The organism is Pseudomonas sp. PK-RTE-24 (genome assembly GCF_054052265.1).
Genome location: NZ_CM133224.1, coordinates 655514 through 676041 on the forward strand (window position 1 = coordinate 655514; position 20528 = coordinate 676041).

17 protein-coding genes, 1 other RNA gene and 1 pseudogene are annotated in these 20528 nt (G+C 60.2%); 13 read left to right on the forward strand and 6 right to left on the reverse strand.

From position 1 onward, the window contains the following. Window positions 1-80 precede the first annotated feature (80 nt). Window positions 81-848, reverse strand: a complete 768-nt coding sequence (locus ACV8MC_RS02970; RefSeq protein ID WP_016771775.1) for an FCD domain-containing protein — start codon at window positions 846-848, stop codon at window positions 81-83. 263 nt (window positions 849-1111) lie between these two features. Here ACV8MC_RS02970 and ACV8MC_RS02975 point away from each other — a divergent pair, with 263 nt between their 5' ends. The 13 genes and pseudogenes from ACV8MC_RS02975 (at window position 1112) to ACV8MC_RS03035 (ending at window position 14378) form a co-directional block, all read left to right on the forward strand. After that, window positions 1112-2806, forward strand: a complete 1695-nt coding sequence (locus tag ACV8MC_RS02975; protein ID WP_122601818.1) for a lactate permease LctP family transporter — start codon at window positions 1112-1114, stop codon at window positions 2804-2806. 149 nt (window positions 2807-2955) lie between these two features. Continuing rightward, on the forward strand, window positions 2956-3780 hold the full coding sequence (locus ACV8MC_RS02980) for a (Fe-S)-binding protein (protein WP_457264406.1): 825 nt from the start codon (window positions 2956-2958) through the stop codon (window positions 3778-3780). Then, window positions 3777-5234 carry a LutB/LldF family L-lactate oxidation iron-sulfur protein gene (locus tag ACV8MC_RS02985; RefSeq protein WP_110646640.1) on the forward strand — a complete coding sequence of 486 codons (1458 nt, stop codon included), beginning with the start codon at window positions 3777-3779 and terminating at the stop codon, window positions 5232-5234. Before ACV8MC_RS02980 ends, ACV8MC_RS02985 begins: the two co-directional genes overlap by 4 nt. Next, window positions 5231-5902 (forward strand): LutC/YkgG family protein, encoded by a 672-nt coding sequence (locus ACV8MC_RS02990; protein WP_457264407.1) that lies wholly within the window; start codon window positions 5231-5233, stop codon window positions 5900-5902. Before ACV8MC_RS02985 ends, ACV8MC_RS02990 begins: the two co-directional genes overlap by 4 nt. After that, on the forward strand, window positions 5899-8709 hold the full coding sequence (locus ACV8MC_RS02995; RefSeq protein ID WP_457264409.1) for an FAD-binding and (Fe-S)-binding domain-containing protein: 2811 nt from the start codon (window positions 5899-5901) through the stop codon (window positions 8707-8709). Before ACV8MC_RS02990 ends, ACV8MC_RS02995 begins: the two co-directional genes overlap by 4 nt. Window positions 8710-8821: 112 nt before the next feature. Beyond that, entirely contained in the window at window positions 8822-9103 is a 282-nt protein-coding gene (locus ACV8MC_RS03000; protein ID WP_041477921.1) for a hypothetical protein, read from the forward strand. Window positions 9104-9309: 206 nt separating this feature from the next. Beyond that, complete coding sequence (locus ACV8MC_RS03005) at window positions 9310-9585, forward strand: hypothetical protein (RefSeq protein ID WP_016771781.1); 276 nt, start codon at window positions 9310-9312, stop codon at window positions 9583-9585. Window positions 9586-9680: 95 nt separating this feature from the next. Further along, window positions 9681-10069: a transfer-messenger RNA gene (gene ssrA / locus ACV8MC_RS03010) on the forward strand. A gap of 358 nt (window positions 10070-10427) precedes the next feature. Next, the gene (locus tag ACV8MC_RS03015) at window positions 10428-10640 is read left to right on the forward strand and encodes a hypothetical protein (RefSeq protein ID WP_156388155.1); all 213 of its coding nucleotides are present in this window, start codon (window positions 10428-10430) and stop codon (window positions 10638-10640) included. Continuing rightward, window positions 10637-11485: a hypothetical protein gene (locus ACV8MC_RS03020; protein WP_056782848.1), complete on the forward strand. Its 849-nt coding sequence runs from the start codon at window positions 10637-10639 to the stop codon at window positions 11483-11485. Before ACV8MC_RS03015 ends, ACV8MC_RS03020 begins: the two co-directional genes overlap by 4 nt. A gap of 238 nt (window positions 11486-11723) precedes the next feature. Further along, window positions 11724-12311 (forward strand): GNAT family N-acetyltransferase, encoded by a 588-nt coding sequence (locus tag ACV8MC_RS03025; protein WP_457264412.1) that lies wholly within the window; start codon window positions 11724-11726, stop codon window positions 12309-12311. A gap of 282 nt (window positions 12312-12593) precedes the next feature. Further along, window positions 12594-13472 (forward strand): annotated as a pseudogene (locus tag ACV8MC_RS03030) (methyl-accepting chemotaxis protein); the annotation flags it as partial. Between the two features lie 201 nt (window positions 13473-13673). Next, complete coding sequence (locus tag ACV8MC_RS03035; RefSeq protein WP_370593651.1) at window positions 13674-14378, forward strand: methyl-accepting chemotaxis protein; 705 nt, start codon at window positions 13674-13676, stop codon at window positions 14376-14378. Between the two features lie 416 nt (window positions 14379-14794). On the opposite strand, the gene ACV8MC_RS03040 is transcribed toward ACV8MC_RS03035, so the two are convergent. The 5 genes from ACV8MC_RS03040 to ACV8MC_RS03060 all read right to left on the reverse strand — a co-directional run bounded on the left by ACV8MC_RS03040 (window position 14795) and on the right by ACV8MC_RS03060 (window position 20425). Next, entirely contained in the window at window positions 14795-15214 is a 420-nt protein-coding gene (locus ACV8MC_RS03040; protein ID WP_256809589.1) for a type II toxin-antitoxin system VapC family toxin, read from the reverse strand. After that, on the reverse strand, window positions 15211-15456 hold the full coding sequence (locus tag ACV8MC_RS03045; protein WP_076565651.1) for a FitA-like ribbon-helix-helix domain-containing protein: 246 nt from the start codon (window positions 15454-15456) through the stop codon (window positions 15211-15213). Before ACV8MC_RS03045 ends, ACV8MC_RS03040 begins: the two co-directional genes overlap by 4 nt. 219 nt (window positions 15457-15675) lie before the next feature. After that, the gene (locus ACV8MC_RS03050; RefSeq protein WP_457264415.1) at window positions 15676-17226 is read right to left on the reverse strand and encodes an FGGY-family carbohydrate kinase; all 1551 of its coding nucleotides are present in this window, start codon (window positions 17224-17226) and stop codon (window positions 15676-15678) included. Continuing rightward, window positions 17223-18818 carry a glycerol-3-phosphate dehydrogenase/oxidase gene (locus tag ACV8MC_RS03055; protein WP_457264416.1) on the reverse strand — a complete coding sequence of 532 codons (1596 nt, stop codon included), beginning with the start codon at window positions 18816-18818 and terminating at the stop codon, window positions 17223-17225. Before ACV8MC_RS03055 ends, ACV8MC_RS03050 begins: the two co-directional genes overlap by 4 nt. Beyond that, a complete protein-coding gene (locus ACV8MC_RS03060) occupies window positions 18815-20425 on the reverse strand; it encodes an FAD-binding oxidoreductase (protein ID WP_457264418.1) in 1611 nt (536 codons plus the stop codon). Before ACV8MC_RS03060 ends, ACV8MC_RS03055 begins: the two co-directional genes overlap by 4 nt. Window positions 20426-20528 lie beyond the last annotated feature (103 nt).

Here is a 20528-nt window from a genome sequence, read left to right on the forward strand (position 1 = left end):
TCCCACCTTGGAATGCATTTCAAAGGTGGGAGCGAGCCTGCTCGCGAAAGCTATTTCAGCATCAACACAAACACACCTGATCACATCCCCTTGCGCCGCTCCGCCCGAGCCATGCGCTGCACCTCCTGACGCACCTCTTCCAGCACTTCCTGCACATACAGAATATGTCGGCTGGACACTTCTCGCGCCTGCTCCGCACGTCCTTCGATAATCGCCAGATACAATTCCCGATGCTGCGAGATCAGCATGTCGCGGGTTTCCGTACGCTGCTTGTACATGCCGCCGATGTTGGTCACGACGTTGCGCTTGAGCAGATCGAACAAGCCGCGAATCGTGTGCAGCAACACCGCGTTATGGCTGGCCTCGGCAATCGCCAGATGAAACTTCGCATCCGCCGCGCCCTCTTCCGCCCGGCTGACTTCTTCGTGACGCGAGTAGCAATCCTGCAGCTCTTCGAACGCAGCGGTCAGTCGCTCACGATCGACATCGGTGGCGCGCAATGCGGCGTAGTAGGCGCACGATGCCTCCAGGGTGTGCCGGAATTCGAGCAAATCACGTTGCGCTTCGGGATTGCTTTCAAGTAATTGCAGCAGCGGATCGCTGAACGTCGAACCCAGGCCTTCCACCACATAATTGCCGCCGCCCTGGCGACTGACCAGCAAGCCTTTGGCCGCCAGTTTCTGAATCGCCTCGCGCAACGACGGGCGTGATACGCCAAATTGTTCGGCCAGCGTGCGCTCGGCCGGCAGCCGCTCGCCCGACTTCAGCGTGCCCTCAAGGATCATCCCTTCGAGGCGCTCGACAATATCGTCAGACAAACGGCGCTGACGTATCTGATCAAAGCCCATAACTCATTTCTCCACGATCCCGACCGCTCGCCGGGGTGTCTATTCTGGCCTATCGGCGCGCCGCCGACACCTGCCAGACGCCACTTCGCCACAGCGGATCAGTTGCCCTCTGCACCGCATCTTCGACGAAAGTTTCAGAGCGGCAAATTGACACACCGCTACCAAGGCTTTTACCCTAGCCGACAGCGCTTGTAAATTGGTCTTACCAATTATCCAAGATTGCTCACAGTGCCTGACCAACAACAATTAGGGGCCACCCCACCATGCAAACCTGGCAACAGCTCTACAGTCCGCTCGGCAGTCTTGGCGTCTCCGCTCTCGCGGCCGTCATTCCCATCGTGTTCTTCTTTCTCGCCCTGGCGGTGTTCCGCCTCAAAGGCCATGTGGCCGGCAGCATCACCCTCGCACTTTCGATTGCCGTAGCGATATTCGCCTTCCAGATGCCAGTGGACATGGCCTTCGCCGCCGCTGGTTATGGTTTCGCTTATGGTCTGTGGCCGATTGCCTGGATCATTGTCGCGGCGGTGTTCCTCTACAAGCTGACGGTGAAGAGCGGTCAGTTCGAGGTCATCCGCAGCTCAGTCCTGTCGATCACCGATGACCAACGCTTGCAGGTGTTGCTGATCGGTTTCTGCTTCGGCGCATTTCTGGAAGGTGCCGCCGGTTTCGGCGCGCCGGTAGCGATTACTGCCGCACTCCTTGTAGGACTGGGCTTCAACCCGCTGTACGCCGCCGGCTTGTGCCTGATTGCCAACACTGCGCCGGTAGCGTTCGGCGCACTGGGGATTCCGATCATCGTGGCGGGCCAGGTCACTGGCATCGACGCCTTCAAGATCGGCGCCATGACCGGTCGCCAGCTGCCACTGCTGTCGCTGTTCGTGCCGTTCTGGCTGGTGTTCATGATGGACGGCCTGCGCGGTGTGCGCGAAACCTGGCCGGCCGCGCTGGTGGCAGGCTTGAGTTTCGCCATTACCCAATACTTCACCTCCAACTTCATCGGCCCGGAACTGCCGGACATCACCTCGGCACTGGCCAGCCTGATTTCCCTGACCCTGTTCCTCAAGGTCTGGCAACCACGTCGCGCCGCCGGCCAGCACATCGTTGGCGCCGTATCCGCTTCGGTGGTCAGCGCCAGCGTCGGCGGTTTCGGCCAGAAGCGCACCACCGTGGCTTCGCCCTACAGCCTCGGGGAAATTTTCAAGGCGTGGTCGCCGTTCCTGATCCTCACTGTGCTGGTGACGATCTGGACGCTGAAGCCTTTCAAAGCCATGTTCGCTGCCGGCGGCTCGATGTACGGCTGGGTGTTCAACTTCGCGATTCCGCACCTTGATCAACTGGTGATCAAGACTGCGCCAATCGTGGCCAACCCGACCGCGATTCCAGCGGTGTTCAAGCTCGATCCGATTTCCGCGACCGGGACGGCGATTTTCTTCTCCGCGCTGATTTCGATGCTGGTGCTGAAGATCAATTTCAAAACTGGTCTGACCACTTTGAAAGAGACCTTCTATGAGCTGCGCTGGCCGATCCTGTCGATCGGCATGGTGCTGGCGTTCGCCTTTGTCACCAACTACTCCGGCATGTCCTCGACCATGGCCCTGGTGCTGGCGGGTACTGGCGCCGCGTTCCCGTTCTTCTCGCCGTTCCTCGGCTGGCTAGGCGTATTCCTCACCGGTTCGGATACGTCGTCGAACGCGCTGTTCAGTTCGTTGCAAGCGACCACCGCCCACCAGATCGGCGTCAACGACACCTTGCTGGTGGCGGCCAATACCAGCGGCGGCGTGACCGGCAAGATGATCTCGCCGCAATCGATCGCCGTGGCCTGCGCCGCGACCGGTCTGGTCGGCAAGGAATCGGATCTGTTCCGCTTCACCCTCAAGCACAGCCTATTCTTTGCAACGATTGTCGGTTTGATCACCTTGGCTCAGGCCTACTGGTTCACCGGCATGCTGGTGCACTAAACCTACAAGAAAGACGGAAATAACCGACGCCGGCCCGTGATCCGGCGTCAGCAATTCACCACCGGGTCTGTAAGGCTGCTGAAAGCAATGCGCTTTATATTCGGCAGCCGCAGCAGACGGATAACCGGGCCTACCCGGAGACACGCCTGATGAGCGAGCTTTTTTACAACGCTGTGCCGAACGCGACCCGCGTGGCACCGCCACTGCCCGAACCTCGGCAATACCCCAGCGAGAAACCGTCGCGGGTCTACCTGTTCGGCACGTGTGTGGTCGACCTGTTCTACCCCGAAGCCGGGATGGACGCGATCCATCTGCTGGAGCGTGAAGGGATCCGGGTCGAGTATCCGCAAGGCCAGAGTTGCTGCGGCCAACCGGCCTACACCTCGGGTTACACCGAGCAGGCGCGGACGGTAGCGCGCTCGCAACTGGCGCTGTTTGCCGGGGATTATCCGGTGGTAGTGCCCTCGGGTTCCTGCGCCGGCATGCTTCGCGAGCATTACGCCGACTTGTTCAAGGACGAGCCGGAAACGTTGAAACAGGTGCAGGCCCTTGCGGCTCGCACTTATGAACTGGCCGAGTTTCTGCTGTTCGTCTGCAAGGTGCAGCTCAAGGACAGCGGCGAAACGGTGAAAGTCGCGCTGCACACCTCGTGTTCGGCACGCCGCGAAATGAACACCCACCTGCACGGCCGCGAGTTGTTGGCGCAGTTGAGCAATGTGGAGCGGGTCAATCACGACCACGAAAGCGAATGCTGTGGCTTCGGCGGGACATTCAGCGTCCGTATGCCAGACATTTCCGGCGCGATGGTGGCTGACAAGACCCGCGCACTGAAGGAGTCCGGCGCGCACAAGGTACTGAGTGCCGACTGCGGCTGTTTGATGAACATCAACGGCGCTCTGGAGAAACAGCAGCAAGCGTTGCGCGGGCAACATCTGGCGAGCTTCCTCTGGCAGCGAACCGGAGGTGCGCAATGAGCACCTCGACGATTATTCCTACGGTCGCCGTAGAAGAAGATTTCCGCACCCGGGCACACAATGCCTTGGGTGATCAGCAGCTGCGGAACAACTTCCGCACTGCCATGGATTCACTGATGACCAAGCGGGCAGCGGCTTTCAGCGATGCCCACGAAAGAGAACACTTGCGCGCACTGGGCAATTCGATCAAGGCCCGCGCGCTGTCCAAGTTGCCCGACCTGCTCGAGCAACTGGAACAGAACCTGACCCGCAACGGTGTGACAGTGCACTGGGCGGAAACGGTGGACGAAGCCAATGGCATCGTCTTATCGATCATCCGCGCTCACGAGGCGCGGCAAGTGATCAAGGGCAAATCGATGGTCAGCGAAGAGATGGAGATGAACCATTTCCTCGAGGCTCGGGACATTGAATGTCTGGAGTCCGACATGGGGGAGTACATCGTCCAGCTCGACCACGAGAAGCCTTCACACATCATTATGCCGGCGATCCACAAGAATGCCGGTCAGGTCGCGTCCTTGTTCCACGACAAACTTGGCGTGGAATACACCAAGGACGTTGACCAACTCATTCAGATCGGTCGCAGGGTCCTGCGGCAGAAATTCTTCGAAGCCGACATCGGCGTCTCCGGCGTCAACTTCGCCGTGGCCGAAACCGGCACCCTGCTGCTGGTGGAAAACGAAGGCAACGGGCGCATGACCACCACCGTTCCCCCGGTGCATATCGCCGTTACCGGCATCGAAAAAGTCGTGGAAAACCTGCGCGACGTGGTGCCGCTGCTGTCACTGCTGACGCGCTCGGCGCTGGGCATTCCGATCACCACTTACGTCAACATGATCTCCGGCCCGCGCAAGGAGCATGAACTCGATGGCCCGCAGGAAGTGCATCTGGTGCTGCTCGACAACGGTCGCAGCCAGGCTTTCGCCGACAGTGAATTGCGCCAGACCCTGAACTGCATCCGCTGCGGCGCCTGCATGAATCATTGCCCGGTTTACACCCGCGTCGGCGGCCACACTTATGGCGAGGTGTACCCGGGGCCGATTGGCAAAATCATCACCCCGCACATGGTCGGCCTGGCCAAGGTCCCGGACCACCCGAGCGCGTCCTCACTGTGCGGCGCCTGCGGTGAAGTCTGCCCGGTGAAAATTCCGATCCCGGCGATCCTGCGCCGTCTGCGCGAGGAAAACGTCAAAGCCCCGGACGCACCGAATCAGGTGATGCGCGGCCAGGGCAGCAAATATTCGCGCAAGGAGCGTTTTATCTGGAACGCCTGGGCCAGACTCAACAGCTCGCCGACGCTGTACCGCATGTTCGCTTTTTTCGCCACGCGCCTGCGCGCCCTCACACCGAGCAACGTCGGCCCATGGACGCAAAATCACAGCGCGCCAAAACCGGCCGCGCGTTCGTTGCATGACATGGCCCGCGAGCATCTGGCCAAACAGGGAGAGCGTCGATGAGCGCCAAGCAAAATATCCTCGGCAAGCTGCGGAAAAGTCTGACCGGCAGCACGCCAATCGCCGACAACTTCGACGTCGATCTGGTCACCCAGCCCTACACCTACAGCGCCGAGCAACGCATCCCGCAACTGCGCAAACTGATGGAGGCGGTGCACACCGAAATCCACCTGACCTCGGGCGCGGAGTGGCCGGCATTACTGGCACAACTGCTGCGCGACCGCGAATTGCCGAGCCTGCTGATCGCTCCGACAACAACCCACGGGCAACGCATCACACAGCACTGGGCGAATAATCCCGAGCTGCCTGCACTGAAATCCTACGACCGGCCAATGGAAGAATGGAAAGCCGAACTGTTCAACGACACCCCGGCCAGCCTCACCGGCACCCTCGGTGCCATCGCCGCAACCGGCAGCCTGATCATCTGGCCTACCCGTGAGGAACCGCGCTTGATGAGCCTGGTGCCGCCGGTGCATTTCGCCCTGCTCAAGGCCAGCGAAATCCGCGACAACTTCTATCAGGTGCAACAGGAGTTCGAATGGGCGCAAGGCATGCCGACCAACGCGCTGCTGGTCTCCGGCCCGTCGAAAACCGCCGATATTGAACAGGTGCTGGCGTATGGCGCGCATGGCCCGAAAGATCTGGTCGTGCTGATTCTGGAGGATCAATGAGTCTTCCTGCTGCTTTCCTGCGTGATGCCGAGCGATTGATTCCGCCAGAGCGGCGCTTCGACGATCCGCTGTCGACCCTGGCCTTTGGCACCGACGCCAGTTTCTATCGACTGATCCCGAAACTGGTGATCCGCGTCGAGTCCGAAGACGAAGTCGTGGCGCTGCTGCAACTGGCCCAGCGCGACAAGGTGCCGGTGACCTTCCGCGCCGCCGGCACCAGCCTGTCCGGGCAGGCGATCAGCGACTCGGTGCTGATCGTACTCGGGGATAACTGGAATGCCCGCGAGATTCGCGGCCAGGGCACGCAGATCCGCCTGCAACCGGGAGTGATCGGCGCGCAGGCCAACGCCTGGCTGGCGCCGTTCGGACGCAAGATCGGGCCGGATCCGGCGTCGATCAATGCCTGCAAGATCGGCGGCATCGTCGCCAACAACGCCAGCGGCATGTGCTGCGGCACCGCGCAGAATACCTATCACACATTGGCCGGAATTCGGCTGGTGCTGGCCGACGGCACGCGCCTCGATACCGAAGATCCAGCCAGCGTCGCGGCATTTCGCTCCAGCCACGGCGACCTGCTCGAACGCTTGGCGACATTAGGCCGCGAGACCCGCGCCAACGCCGCACTGGCCGCAAGAATCCGCCACAAATACCGTCTGAAAAATACCACCGGCCTGTCGCTCAACGCCCTGGTGGATTTCGACGAGCCTGTGGATATCCTGAGCCACCTGCTGGTCGGCTCCGAAGGCACGCTCGGCTTTATCAGTGCGGTGACTTACGACACCGTCATCGATCACCCGAACAAGGCCTCGGCGCTGATCGTGTTCCCCGATGTCGAAACCTGCTGCAACGCGGTCACGGTGCTGAAAAGCCAACCGGTGTCAGCGGTGGAGTTACTTGATCGGCGCAGTTTGCGCTCGGTGCAGGACAAAAAAGGCATGCCCGCTTTCGTACAGCTGCTGTCGGAAAATGCCTGCGCGCTGCTCATCGAATCCCGCGCCGCTTCGTCGACATTGCTGCAGGAACAACTGGGGCAAATCATGGCGTCCCTGCGCGATTTTCCCGTAGAGAAGCAGGTCGACTTCACCGAAGACCCGGTGGAAAACGCCCGACTCTGGGCCATCCGCAAAGACACCTTCCCCGCCGTCGGCGCCGTGCGCAAAACCGGCACCACGGTAATCATCGAAGATGTGACCTTCCCGGTCGAACAACTGGCCGTCGGCGTCAATCGCCTGATCGAGCTGTTCGACAAACATGCTTACGACGAAGCGATCCTTTTCGGACACGCACTGGAAGGCAATCTGCACTTCGTCTTCACCCAAGGCTTCAACAGCCCGGAAGAAATCGCACGCTACCAAGCGTTCATGGACGACGTCGCGCAACTGGTTGCAGTGGAATTCGGCGGCTCGCTGAAAGCCGAACACGGCACCGGCCGCAACATGGCGCCGTTCGTGGAACTGGAATGGGGCAGCGATGCCTATCAACTGATGTGGCAGCTCAAACGCTTGCTCGACCCCAACGGCATTCTCAATCCGGACGTGGTGCTCAGCGAAGATCCGCAGATCCACCTCAAGCACCTGAAACCGCTGCCAGCGGCGGACGAGATTGTGGACAAGTGCATCGAGTGCGGTTTCTGCGAACCGGTCTGCCCCTCGAAAGGCCTGACCCTTAGCCCGCGCCAGCGCATCGTCATCTGGCGCGATATCCAGGCGAAAAAGCGCGCCGGCGTCGACACCACCGACCTGGAAAAAGCCTTCGACTATCAAGGCATCGACACCTGCGCCGCCACCGGCCTGTGCGCGCAACGCTGCCCTGTAGGCATCAACACCGGCGAGCTGGTGAAAAAGCTCCGTGGCCGACACGCCACGCATCAGAAAACCGCTGACTGGATCGAAGGAAATTTCGCCAAGACCCTGCAAGGCGCGCGCTTCACCCTGCACGTCGCCAACGGCGCGCGAATGATGCTCGGTGCACCGCGTCTAGCAAAGTTGTCGGCAACGCTGACGCGCCTGTCCAAAGGCCAGGTGCCGTTGTGGACCAACGCCATGCCACAACCGGAAAAAGCCATTCGCTTCAGCCCGAGCGTGGCGGACGAGCGCCCGCGCGTGGTTTATCTGGCAGCTTGCGTGTCGCGGGTCATGGGCCCGGCGGCGGGTGACAAAGAGCAGATGTCGCTGTACGACAAAACCCGTGGCTTGCTGGAAAAGGCCGGTTACCAGGTAGTCTTTCCCGACAATCAGGACAACCTCTGCTGCGGCCAGCCGTTCGCCTCCAAAGGCTACGCCGAACAGGCCGAGCACAAACGTCAGGAGCTGATCAGCGCCCTGCTCCACGCCAGTCGCGGCGGCCTCGATCCGATCTATTGCGACACCAGCCCATGTACGTTGCGAATGGTTCAGGACATCGGCGAAACACGACTGGATCTGTACGATCCGGTGCGCTTCATCCGTACGCATTTGCTGGATCGCTTGGACTTCACACCCCAGGAAGCGCCGATTGCCGTCCACGTGACCTGCAGCACTCAGCATTTGGGCGAAAGCCAGGCGCTGATCGATCTGGCGCGCAAATGCAGCACCACTGTGGTGATTCCTGAAGGCATACATTGCTGCGGATTTGCCGGCGACAAAGGCTTCACCACACCGGAGCTGAACAGCCATTCGCTGCGTACGCTCAAGGACGCCGTGCAGCACTGCAGCGAGGGGATTTCCACCAGCCGCACCTGCGAAATCGGCCTGACCCAGCATGGTGGAATCGACTATCACGGGCTGGTTTACCTGGTGGATCGGGTGACACGGGCGAAAGCCTGCTGAGGAAAAAATCAGAACCCTTGAGCGAGGCGGTAGTCCACTGCACATGCCCCGGACGATTCGGGGCCTGTTCAACGGTCAGCGAAGTCTGAACCCTCAGTTCAAGGAGATACACATGAACCGCTCTGTAATGTTAGGTCTGTTTGTCACTGCCTCGATGATGGCGTCCACTTCGTTCGCCGCTGAAAAACCTGGCGATTTATGCGATGCCAATCTGCAGAGAATCGATAGCGCAAAATCCCAATACCTGACGTCGACAGACCTGAATGCGCGCGTATCGGCCAGTGTCAGCAAAGCCCGCGCCCTGAAAGCACAAGGCAAGATTGACGACTGCCTCGCTGAAACACAGCAAACCCTGCTGGACATTCAAAACGCTACCGGTGACACCAAAAAATGATTCATGCGCCGACCTTTTACAGGTCGGCTGCATCGGCACCTGGCCGACCGATCTGGCCTTTTGACATTCGTTGCAAATAAAACCGAATTCCTGCGCAGCGAAGCGGTCAACCAGACAGGTCCTATACTGACCTCGCTTGTCTTGACCTCGGCATCGCGGCCAAACCGTCCGGCAGCACCGAGCCCCCATCGTTCAAGGAGATACCCATGAAGCATTCTGCAATTGCTGGATTGTTTATCACTGGTGCACTTCTGGCCTCGCCGGTGTTCGCGGCGGACAAAGACCTCTGCGCCGGGAATCTTCAAAGCATCAAAGATTTCGTCACCAGCCAGCCGTCCCTTCCTGAAAGCTCCATGAATAACATCAAGGAAGCACAGGAAAAAGCCACTGCGGCCCAGGCGTCCGGCAACGACAAGGAATGCATCGAGGTTACCAACGGCATCATCAGCAAGATGCAGATCCGTAACCCGACGCGTAACTGATGTCCCGCAGGCCAACCTTCGGGTTGGCCTGCCAAGCGTTTTGACGTACACTGTGCACGCTTGTTGCCCGAACAGATTCACCGGGCAATGAGTTCGGGGCCGTTTAGGATTCGACGCCGGTTGCGAAACTCTAGGTGCATGCCGACTTGGTAACAGAAGTCGTAAATCCACTGTTGCAACTACTTATAGTTGCCAATGACGACCAATACGGTGTTGCTCTCGCTGCTTAATTGCAGCTGACAATGCTCCTGGTACCTTCGGGTCCAGCAATCATCAGGGGATGTCTGTAAACCCGAAATGATTGTCATATAGAACAGAATCGCCGTGCAGTACGTTGTGGACGAAGCGGCTAAAACTTACACAACTCGCCCAAAGCACCCTGCCCGTCGGGTCGCTGAGGGTTAACTTAATAGACACGGCTACGCATGTAGTACCGACAGCGGAGTACTGGCGGACGGGGGTTCAAATCCCCCCGGCTCCACCAAATAATCATCTAAAGACGTCCACGGACGTCTTTTTTTGTGCCTGAAATCTAGTAAATACGGGGGTTTCAGGGCCATTGAGCTCCACAGCGCTTCAGGCAGATCCATTTTGAACTGTATTCCAAGGCGTATTCCAAGCCCGTGACTGGTAAATTTTGGAATACACAAACAGCGTTGGAGTACCCATGGGAGCCCGAGCCACACGCCTTTCAGACCTAAAAATCAAAGCCGCCAAGCCCAAGGACAAAGACCCACCAACTCTCAACGACAAAGCCCGCCCAGTGCGGGCTTTGTCGCATCTGGGGTTAGTCGAATGGCCGCCCATTTCCTTCACATTCTCAAGCCTGCCGGTGGCTGTGAATGTTCGACGTTGTACAAAAGGACGCTGGGGCGGCACCGATTCGGCTCACTCTCCAATTAAACGAAACCAATTTGGCTGTAAGACGATTGCGCTTGTGTGATAGCAAAACCACAGCCATCCCCTTACCATTCCGCGGCTGGCTGGACGCCTCGCAGAGAAAACCGGTTCGCATGTGGAAACTCAACCTGCACAAGGAAGGCAATAAACCATGAGCTTCATCGAAACAATCCAATCCAAGGAAGTCGATATCTACATATCGGCGTTCTTCACCATCCTCGGCCTGATTCTGGGAGCCATTCTGGATCGGGTACTGAAAGGCGATTCTCCACAATCCACCAATCAGCCGGGCCATTCGGTAAACCTGACCTTCAACACGGTGGTCAATCCACCGCTGGGCGTGAACGCCGCCAGCACAAGCCAGGATATGACTCCAGTCATCTTCATGATGATGGTGATTGCCGGGCTGATTTATGTGTTTTTCCGGGCCGAGATACTCAACCTGCTTTCCTGGATCACGCTATTCACCATTTCACTATGGGCTGGCGGCACCTTGCATAGCCTTTACCGAGGCTTCTTCGCGGGCATTAAGTGGATCGTTGCGCTGTTGTTTTGCTTGGCATTTTGCGTGGCCGCGACGTATGTCACCGACGAAGCTTTTATGCCCACCCTAGCGCCGCAAAACTTTCAGTACAGCCAGCAGATCATCAATGAGCAGGGCCTGACGGGAATAAAAAAATATTTCGTCTTGCTGGACATGCACTGGTTCTTGCTACACCTGATAGGCGTACTGCTGTTTATCTATACCAGCCTTCGGATGATGCTTTTTTCAACCTACTTCATCGTTGCGGGTGCACATGCCAATAACAACGGTACTCACGAACCTTGGCTTTCCAGAAAAACCCGCAAGTACGCCAATCTGCGCAAAAACATCATCTTCATGCCTATCCTGCTGGTTCTCGCGTACCTGCTTACCTCGGGTCTTGCTTTCGACTGGTTCATCCACACGATGCCAAATCAGGTCAATGCGTTGATGAACACGGTGCTGTATGGGCGCTGATATTTTCATCGTGCGCTGGAGATCGACTGTCGGGACATCAACCCGGTCGGCAGAAGCGAGATGAACTTTTCTTCACTACGCCCACCCGACCAATCCCATAAAATCCCCCCGCTCATTCAAGAAACTACGGTTCGCCCGCGCTCCTAGCGGGCTTTTTTTCGCCTCGGCTTCTCCATATCTTGCCGCTCCCCACCATATGCGCGACTCTGCCAGCAGATCCCTCGTCAAGGAGCGCTCGATGCCGCTGTTATCCCTGCCCTGCCCGCGCCTGACCCTTGCCATCCTCTCCCCCGATCAAGCCGAGCTCGAAAGCGCGTTCTACCAGCGCAACCTCCGCCACCTGGCGCCGTGGTCGCCCATCCGCACCACCGACTACTTCTCCACCGCCAACATCCGCCGTCGCCTCGAGATCCAGGCCAGTGCTTTCGAAGCCGGGTTAGCCATGCATTTCGCGCTGCTGTCGGCGGACGGTCAGCAGATGATCGGTGCGTGCAATTTCAGCGGGGTTATTCGTGGGGCGTTTCAGGCGTGTTATTTGGGTTATCACATCGATGAGGCGCATCAGGGGCTGGGTTTGATGCAGGAGGGGCTGGAGGCGGGGATTGGTTATATGTTCGATGTGCAGAATCTGCATCGGATCATGGCCAATTACATTCCGGGCAATGAGCGCAGTGCGCGGTTGCTTGAGCGCTTGGGTTTTGAGCGCGAGGGCTATGCGAAGGCGTATCTGAACATCGCCGGACGTTGGCAGGATCATGTGCTGACGGCGCTGGTCAATCCGGGGTTCGAGGCGCCGGATCAGCGCTGGTCGCGGCGCTTGGGTTGAGTTGCGCGAAACCTGTCAGACAAAAATCCTTTCAGCTCTCGGGTTTGCGGCCGATACAGACCTGCTAACACCCCTGCTGGCTCAAAAGAACAACAATCTTCCAGCTTAACTGACGACCAAGAAACCCAACGTTTCTGGAGGATTTGCATGAATAGCTGGTTCGGTAACATCAGCGTGAACATGAAACTCGGCCTGGGCTTCGGCCTGGTGCTGGCCCTGACCTGCGTTCTGGCGCTGACCGGCTGGACCAGCCTCGGCGGCCTGATCGACCGCAGCAACTGGATGAGCGACATCACCCAGCTCAACGCTGGCCTGACCAAATTGCGCGTGGTGCGCCTGCAATACATGCTGACCAATGGCGACGAAACCGCCGCGCAGAATGTGCAGACCACCCTGGAAAGCTTCGCCGCACAGCAACAGGCGTTGATCAGCAAATTCAAGAGTCCGGAGAACGTCAAACTGCTCAAGCAGCAGGCCGCGACCATCGCTGAATACCAGACCTCGCTGAACAAAATGCGCAACGCCTATCGCACCGGCAACAGCGCCCGCGACACCATGAGCGCCAATGCCCAGAACGCCTACAACCTGATCGAATCGATCAGCCAGCGCGTGCAGCAGATGGAGTTGAGCGATCAGCGTTTCGAGCAGTTCCAGGCGGTTACTGCAGCGAAGGAAGCCTTCATCCTCGCGCGCTATGAAGTGCGTGGTTACACCGCGACCAGCAACGCCGAGACCGAGCAGAAAGCCGTCGGCCAGATCGACGCGGCCATCGCCAGCCTCAAACCGCTGAACGCGCAATTTGCCGCGTCTCAGCAGGATGCCCTGCGCCAACTGGAAACCGCGCTGACCAGCTATCGCAGTGCGTTGATGGCGTACAAGAACGCCAACACCGAGGCGGTGCAGGCGCGTAAGGAAATGACCGATCAGGGCACCACCATCGTCGCCCTGAGCGAACAGCTGTACCAGATCCAGCTTGATCGCCGTGACGCCGAAAGTGCCCAGGCGCGCACCTTCCAGTTGATCAGTACGTTGCTGGCGCTGCTGGTTGGCGTGATTGCGGCGGTAATCATCACCCGTCAGATCACCCGTCCGTTGCAGGAAACCCTCGCCGTGGTCGAGCGCATCGCCAGCGGCGACCTGACCCAGAATGTCACCGTTACCCGCCGCGACGAACTCGGCGTGTTGCAGCAAGGCATCGCGCGCATGGGCGTGACCCTGCGTGACTTGATCAGCGGCATCCGCGACGGCGTTACCCAGATTGCCAGCGCCGCTGAAGAGTTGTCGGCTGTAACCGAACAGACCAGCGCCGGTGTGAACAGCCAAAAAGTCGAGACCGATCAGGTCGCCACTGCCATGCACGAAATGACTGCCACTGTGCAGGAAGTTGCGCGTAATGCTGAGGAAGCGTCGCAAGCTGCCGCTGCTGCGGACGGCGAGGCCCGTGAAGGCGACAAGGTGGTGAATGAGGCCATCGCGCAGATCGAGCGTCTGGCCAGCGAAGTGGTGCGTTCGACCGAAGCGATGAGCGTGCTGCAACAGGAAAGCGACAAGATCGGCAGCGTCATGGACGTGATCAAGGCTGTTGCCGAACAGACCAACCTGCTCGCCCTCAACGCCGCGATCGAGGCAGCGCGTGCCGGTGAAGCCGGGCGTGGGTTTGCCGTGGTTGCCGATGAGGTGCGTGGCTTGGCTCAGCGCACACAGAAGTCGACCGAGGAAATCGAAGGCCTGGTCGCCGGTCTGCAGAACGGCACCCAGCAGGTTTCGGCAGTGATGAACAACAGCCGCGCGCTGACCGACAGCAGCGTCGCCCTGACGCGCAAGGCCGGCGCCTCGCTGGAAAACATCACCCGCACGGTGTCGAACATCCAGTCGATGAACCAGCAGATCGCCGCCGCTGCCGAACAGCAAAGCGCCGTGGCCGAAGAGATCAGCCGCAGCATCATCAACGTACGCGACGTGTCCGAGCAGACCGCAGCGGCGAGTGATGAGACGGCAGCGTCGAGTGTTGAGCTTGCGCGGTTGGGTGGTCAGTTGCAGCAGATGGTCAGCCACTTCCGCGTTTGATTTTGGTTTTGCGCTGAAGCTGAAATCGAATCGCGGGCAAGCCCGCTCCCACAGGTTTTCGTGGTCGAGCACTGTTGATGTGTTCATCTCGATAACTGTGGGAGCGGGCTTGAACGCGAAATCGGTGGATCAGCCAAATTAACAGTGCCTGACACTCCGTCTTCGCGAGCAGGCTCGCTCCCACATTTGGATGTGTGTAGCTCGCTGGATTTTGATCCCGCCGCACAATCCCTGTGGGAGCGAGCTTGCTCGCGAACGCGTTGGGTCAATCAAATCAACGTTGCCTGACACTCCACCTTCGCGAGCAGGCTCGCTCCCACATTGGATTTGTGGGGCTCGCTGGATTTTGATCACACCGCAAAACCTTGTGGGAGCGAGCCTGCTCGCGAAAGCGGTTTAAATGACAGAGCAGATTTTCAGACCTGCCACGGATTGATCACTTTAACCCCGGAAAACTCGAAGTACCGGACATTACGTGTAGCAATCGCGGCTCCACGACCTCGGCAGATCGCTGCGATTTGCGCATCGGCCATTGCAGTCCCCCGCCCCTTCGCCTCTGCATCGGCTACCAGCGTCGCGTACTCGACGGCTGCGTGGGCATCGAATGGCAAAATCCGCCCGGCAAAATCCTCTTCAAACATTGCCAAAGCGTGGGCCTGGAGTTTTTGTTTGCGCTTGCCGGAAGGTAATCGAGCGATACCGTGCAGTATCTCCGCCACGGTGATTGCGCTGATGGCCAGGTCCATGGCCGGTTGCGAATCCACCCAAGCCAACACTTGAGCCTCGGGTTCGATGCGCATGAATTCGGATAGAACGTTGGTATCGAGCACTATCATTCAGAAAAATCCACCCCGAGCGGTTTTTCTGCACGCGCAGGCAGATCGAGCTCGGCTCCGCCCTCGGCGCTGAAACGCTGGTGGATCCGACTGCCCAGCCCTCCGGCACGATCAACCGTGGTGAGCGCTCGGCCCAGAATCAGCCGAGCCTCTTCTTCCATGGAATGTCCGTTGTGTGCAGCGGTAATGCGCAACTGCTCCTTGAGCTTCTCGTCAAGGTTTCGAATGGTGATGCTGGCCACGTCGCCCTCCTGCAATCAATGAAATCATCGATTGCAGGCTAGCATATTCAGGTTCGATTGGAGTCAGGCCCGCCGAGCGGCATCGTCGGTAACTGCACACCGCAATACCCCTGTGGGAGCGAGCCTGCTCGCGAAAGCGGTGGATCATTCAGATCATCATTGACTGACACTCCGCCTTCGCGAGCAGGCTCGCTCCCACAGGGGTCTATGGTGTCAGGACTATTCGGGATACCCGGTGATTTTGCGGATGCTTTGGTACAGCGGTTTGAGCTGCCGGTACATCCGCAAATACACCTCTCTGTACAACTGCTCATAGATCCTCTGCGCCTCGGGTTGTGGGTTAAAGACCGCTCCAACCCGAGTCATCGCCGCAATGGCCGATGGGAAATCCTTGTGCAGTCCCAACCCCACCGCGCAGCATATTGCCGCCCCCAACCCGGACGCTTCATACACATGCGGGCGCTCTGCCGGCAGGCCGAAGATGTTGGCGGTCAGTTGCATGGCGGCGTCGCTTTGTGAGCCGCCGCCGGCGACGCGCAGGCGTTTGATCGAGACCTTTGAGCGTCGCTCGATGTTCTCCATGCCCTGGCGCAACGCGTAGGCCAGGCCTTCGAGAATCGCCCGGTAGATGTGCGCGCGGGTGTGTACGTCGCCGAAGCCGATCATCGCGCCTTTGGCTTCCACGCCCGGTTCGCGGATGCCCGGTGACCAGTAGGGTTGCAGCATCAGGCCCATCGAGCCCGGTGGCACTTCGTTGACCAGTGCGTCGAACAGTTGCTCCGGTTCGATGCCCTGCTCTTTTGCCTGCTGCATTTCGCGCAGGCCGAATTCGTTCTTGAACCAGCTGACCATCCAGTAGCCGCGATAGATCATCACTTCGCAGTTGTACTGATCGGGCACGGCCGAGGGGTACGGCGGGATCAGCGGGACGATTTCCAGGTAGCGCGAGCGGGTGCTGGTGATGGTCGCGGTGGTGCCGTAGGACAGGCACACGGTGCGCGCATCGACCACGCCGGAGCCGATCACTTCGCAGGCCTTGTCCGCGCCCGCCGCGATCAGCGGCAGCCCTTCGGGAATGCCGGTGTGCCGGGCGGCTTCGCCGCTGATATAGCCGAGGGTTTCGCCGGGTTTGTGCAGGGTCGGCAACTGCTCCGGGCGCACCGCCAGTGCCTGCCATTTCCAGTCGCGCGGCGCCGCCCATTTCAGCCGTTTGAAGTCGAAGGGCAGATAGCCGACGCAGCAGCCGACCGAATCGACGAAGCGCCCGCACAAGCGATGGGTGAGAAAACCCGAGAGCAGCAAAAACTTGTCAGTCGCCGCCCACACCTCGGGCTGATGCCGGGCGATCCAGTTGGCCTCGGCCTGGGCGCGGAAATAATCCACCGTCGCTTGGGCGCCGACCAGCTTGAACAGCCAGCCCCACGGCCCTTTGATGCTGCCCTCGACCTCAGCCTGACGTTGATCGAGCCAGACAATTGCCGGGCGCAGCGGTTTGCCATTGGCGTCCACGTTGATCACTGTGCCGCGCTGGGTGGTCAGGGACACGCCGGCAATCTGCGCACGGTCGATGCCGGTCTGCTGCCAGAGTTGCTGGCAGGCCTCGCCGAGTTTCGCCCAGTAATATTCCGGATCCTGCTCGGCCCAACCGGGTTGCGTCGAGTAGTACGCCTGCAAGTCGACTTTGCCTTTGCCGAGCAGATTGCCCTGCAGATCGAAGAGCAACGCGCGCACGCTCTGGGTGCCGTTGTCGATCGCTAACAGGTATTTCATGGGGTGATCTCCGGCAAGCCGTGATCGCGCAGCCACAACAATCGATAACGCTGGATTTCCGCTAGCCAGCGCTCATCGTCCCAGGCCAATCGTGGCTGGCACAGCGTGCGAATCGCAGGCAGATAATCCTCGCCACCGCGCGGCAGCAACAGGCCCAAACGGGTGCGGCGCAGCAACAAATCATCCAGGTGCAGAATCATTTCCGCCTCGCAGGCGAACGCCAGCTCTGCCCACAAAGTATCGGTGGCGCCAACCGTTTCCGGACCGAGTTCGCCGAGCAATTGCGCCAGCCTCGACAGGTCTCGACCGTGACGTCCGGCCAGGCGTCGCCATTGATTGCCGCTCAGTCCCGCGATTGTCAGCGGCGGCACAGCGGCGAACACCGGCGCGCCGTCATCGACAAAAGAGCGCCCGAGCATCCCCGCACAAGCCTTGAGCACTTCGATCGCTTGCGGGCGAAATGTGGTCAGTTTGCCGCCGGCCAAAGTCACGCAACCCGGCTCCTGCCACAACACATGTTCGCGGGTTTCGTTGGACGGTTTGCCCTGCTGCGCACCCGTCGCGCTGCCGACCACCGGACGCACGCCTGACCAGGTCGAGAGCACGTCGTCGACACCAATTTCGGCGCCGGGAAATTGCTGCTGGCACGCGGCGAGCAGATAGTCGAGTTCGTCGCTGGAAATGCGCGCGCTGTGGTCGAGGTCTTCGCGGTGATCGAGGTCCGTGGTGCCGACCACCGTCGCGCCTTCCCACGGAAACACGAACACCGGGCGCCGATCGCGCGCATGCAGAAAGGTGAACGCCTGCGCCACTGGCAAACGCCAGCCCGGCAGCAACAGATGACTACCGCGCAACGGTCGCAATTGCTTCGCTGACTCAACGGGACGCAAGCGCTCAGCCCAAGCGCCCGTAGCCACGGCCAGCACGCCAGAGCGCAATTGCAGCGTGGCGCCGCCCTCGCCATCTTCGATCTGAACCCCGCACACCCGCCCGCCTTCACGCAGCAGTTGCGTGACGCGCACACCATTGAGCACCACCGCGCCGTCGGCCCGGGCCTCGCGCAGTACGCGCATCACCAGCCGCGCATCATCGGTCAGTGCATCGACAAAACAGCTGCCGCCGAGCAGGCCGTTTTCCTTAACCCCCGGGGCGAGAAAACGCAGTTGCTGGGCGTCATGAAAAGCATGGTTGCGCCGCCCCGCCAGCGCGTCGTACACCGAGAGCAAGCCGCCCATGACGCGCGGCCCGGGAAAGCCGCCGCGATAGTGCGGCATCATGAAACTCATCGGCTCGACCAGTCCCGGCGCTTCATCAAGCAAACGCTGGCGCTCGCGCACCGAATCGCGGGTCAGGCGCCACTGGCCCTTGGCGATGTAACGCAAACCGCCGTGGACCATTTTCGACGATCGGCTGGAGGTGCCCCAGGCAAAATCGCGCTGCTCCAGCAGCAGACAACGCCAGCCCCGGCGCGCCGCTTCGCGGACGATCCCGGCGCCGCTGATGCCGCCGCCGATGACGATCAGGTCCCAGGTTTCATCCGCCAGCGTCGGTAGCATCTGCTCGCGCCATTGCGCGTTCCATTCCGCCGTCATGGCCGCGACTCTGGCAATAACGTGCCGGGATTGAGGCGCCTTTCCGGGTCGAAATGTTCGCTCAACGCCTGCAACGTCTGCAGCGCCAGCGGGCCTTTTTCGCGCAGCAGATACGGCGCGTGATCCTTGCCGACACCATGCTGATGGCTGATGGTGCCGTGGTTGTCGACGATGGTCTGGCTGGCCGCGTGTTTGAGCATCCGCCAGCGCGCCAGCGTCGCGGCATAGTCCGCTGCCGGGCGAAACACGTAAGTGGTGTAAATGCTCGAGCCTTCGCCGTAAACGTGCGAGAGATGAGTAAACACATGCACGCGCTCGCCCTCGGCGGCCAAGGCGTCGCGCAGGCTGTTTTCGATGAGGCTGAGCAAGTGGTCGACGTTGCTCCAGTCGGTGGCGGTTTCGAGGGTGTCGACCACGTAACCAGCGTTCCACAGGTTCTCGCGCAGGTAGGGAAAACGGAAGCGGTTCTGCGCCCACTTCTTGCCCAGCAGGGTGCCGGTGAACACGCCGCCGAAGGCTTTCAGATGCTGGCGCGCGTGTTTCAGTGACAGTGCGTTTTGCTGGCGATTGCCGGTCACACCGAAGGTCAGCAGGCATTTGCCGTCGCCGGCGCCGGCGCCGCGCAGCTTGAGGTACTTTTCCAGCCAGGCGATCTGCTGCGGATGGCCGGCCAGCGCCAGTTGCGTTTCGGTTTCCACCGCGTTCGACAGACGCAGCATCGACAGCGGTACGCGCGCCTGCGCCAATTGGCGGATCGCTTGCAGCGCGTGCGGCCAGTCGGGCAGGAACACACCGTAGAAACGTTCGTCCGCCGGCAACGCGCTGACTCGCACTTTGACCTCGGAAATGATCCCGAAACGGCCCTCGCAACCGAGCACCATTTCACGCAGATCGGGACCTGCCGCCGACGCGGGAAAGGTTGGAATCTGCAGAGGCCCGGCGAAGGTTTCCAGGGTGCCGCCAGCGAACAACTGCTCGATCCGCCCGTAGCGCAACGACTGCTGGCCACTGGAACGACTGGCCACCCAACCGCCCAGGGTCGACAGCTCCCACGACTGCGGGAAATGCCCCAGCGTGTAGCCGCGCGCGCGCAATTGGCTTTCGACTTGCGGCCCGCTGGCGCCGGGGCCGAATGTCGCCAGCAGGCTCTGTTCGTCGAGGTCGGTCAGGCGATTCATTCGCGCCAGCGACACCGTCAGCACCGGCCGCGCGGAGTTCGGCGGATTGATGTGCCCGGCCACCGATGTGCCGCCGCCATAGGGAATCAGGCACAGGTCCTGATCATGGGCGAGGGCCAGCAATTGGCGGATCTGCTCAGCGGTTTCGGGAAACGCCACGGCATCGGGATAAGTACCCAGCGCACCTTCGCGCAACGCCAGCCAGTCCGGCAGGCTCTGGCCGCGCGCGTGCAACAGGCGATCGTGAGTATCGACGCTGTACAAGCGATGCGGCACCAGACGCGAGGTCGGCACTTGCGCCAACGCCGCTGCCAGGGTCGCATCGGGCAACGCGTGGCCAGCGCCCAAGCGTTCATGGAGAAACGTCGCGCCTTGGGCCGGCAGTTCGACCACCGTGCCTACCTCTCCCCAGCCGTTCCAGCGTCGCATGCGTGAGTCCTTTTTCTGCCGTTGGATCAAGCTTGCATACTAGTCAGCGCTGGAGATCTGTCACGGTCGCATCCGGCCAGAACCTGTAGCCAATGGCGCCAAA

Coding starts and splice junctions, on each gene's coding strand:
- ACV8MC_RS02970 (WP_016771775.1), bottom strand. CDS start 848: ATGGGCTTTGATCAGATACGTCAGCGCCGTTTGTCTGACGATATTGTC.
- ACV8MC_RS02990 (WP_457264407.1), top strand. CDS start 5,231: ATGAGCGCCAAGCAAAATATCCTCGGCAAGCTGCGGAAAAGTCTGACC.
- ACV8MC_RS03015 (WP_156388155.1), top strand. CDS start 10,428: ATGTTCGACGTTGTACAAAAGGACGCTGGGGCGGCACCGATTCGGCTC.
- ACV8MC_RS03035 (WP_370593651.1), top strand. CDS start 13,674: ATGACTGCCACTGTGCAGGAAGTTGCGCGTAATGCTGAGGAAGCGTCG.
- ACV8MC_RS03020 (WP_056782848.1), top strand. CDS start 10,637: ATGAGCTTCATCGAAACAATCCAATCCAAGGAAGTCGATATCTACATA.
- ACV8MC_RS02995 (WP_457264409.1), top strand. CDS start 5,899: ATGAGTCTTCCTGCTGCTTTCCTGCGTGATGCCGAGCGATTGATTCCG.
- ACV8MC_RS03055 (WP_457264416.1), bottom strand. CDS start 18,818: ATGACGGCGGAATGGAACGCGCAATGGCGCGAGCAGATGCTACCGACG.
- ACV8MC_RS02975 (WP_122601818.1), top strand. CDS start 1,112: ATGCAAACCTGGCAACAGCTCTACAGTCCGCTCGGCAGTCTTGGCGTC.
- ACV8MC_RS02985 (WP_110646640.1), top strand. CDS start 3,777: ATGAGCACCTCGACGATTATTCCTACGGTCGCCGTAGAAGAAGATTTC.
- ACV8MC_RS03005 (WP_016771781.1), top strand. CDS start 9,310: ATGAAGCATTCTGCAATTGCTGGATTGTTTATCACTGGTGCACTTCTG.
- ACV8MC_RS03050 (WP_457264415.1), bottom strand. CDS start 17,226: ATGAAATACCTGTTAGCGATCGACAACGGCACCCAGAGCGTGCGCGCG.
- ACV8MC_RS03000 (WP_041477921.1), top strand. CDS start 8,822: ATGAACCGCTCTGTAATGTTAGGTCTGTTTGTCACTGCCTCGATGATG.
- ACV8MC_RS02980 (WP_457264406.1), top strand. CDS start 2,956: ATGAGCGAGCTTTTTTACAACGCTGTGCCGAACGCGACCCGCGTGGCA.
- ACV8MC_RS03025 (WP_457264412.1), top strand. CDS start 11,724: ATGCCGCTGTTATCCCTGCCCTGCCCGCGCCTGACCCTTGCCATCCTC.
- ACV8MC_RS03040 (WP_256809589.1), bottom strand. CDS start 15,214: ATGATAGTGCTCGATACCAACGTTCTATCCGAATTCATGCGCATCGAA.
- ACV8MC_RS03060 (WP_457264418.1), bottom strand. CDS start 20,425: ATGCGACGCTGGAACGGCTGGGGAGAGGTAGGCACGGTGGTCGAACTG.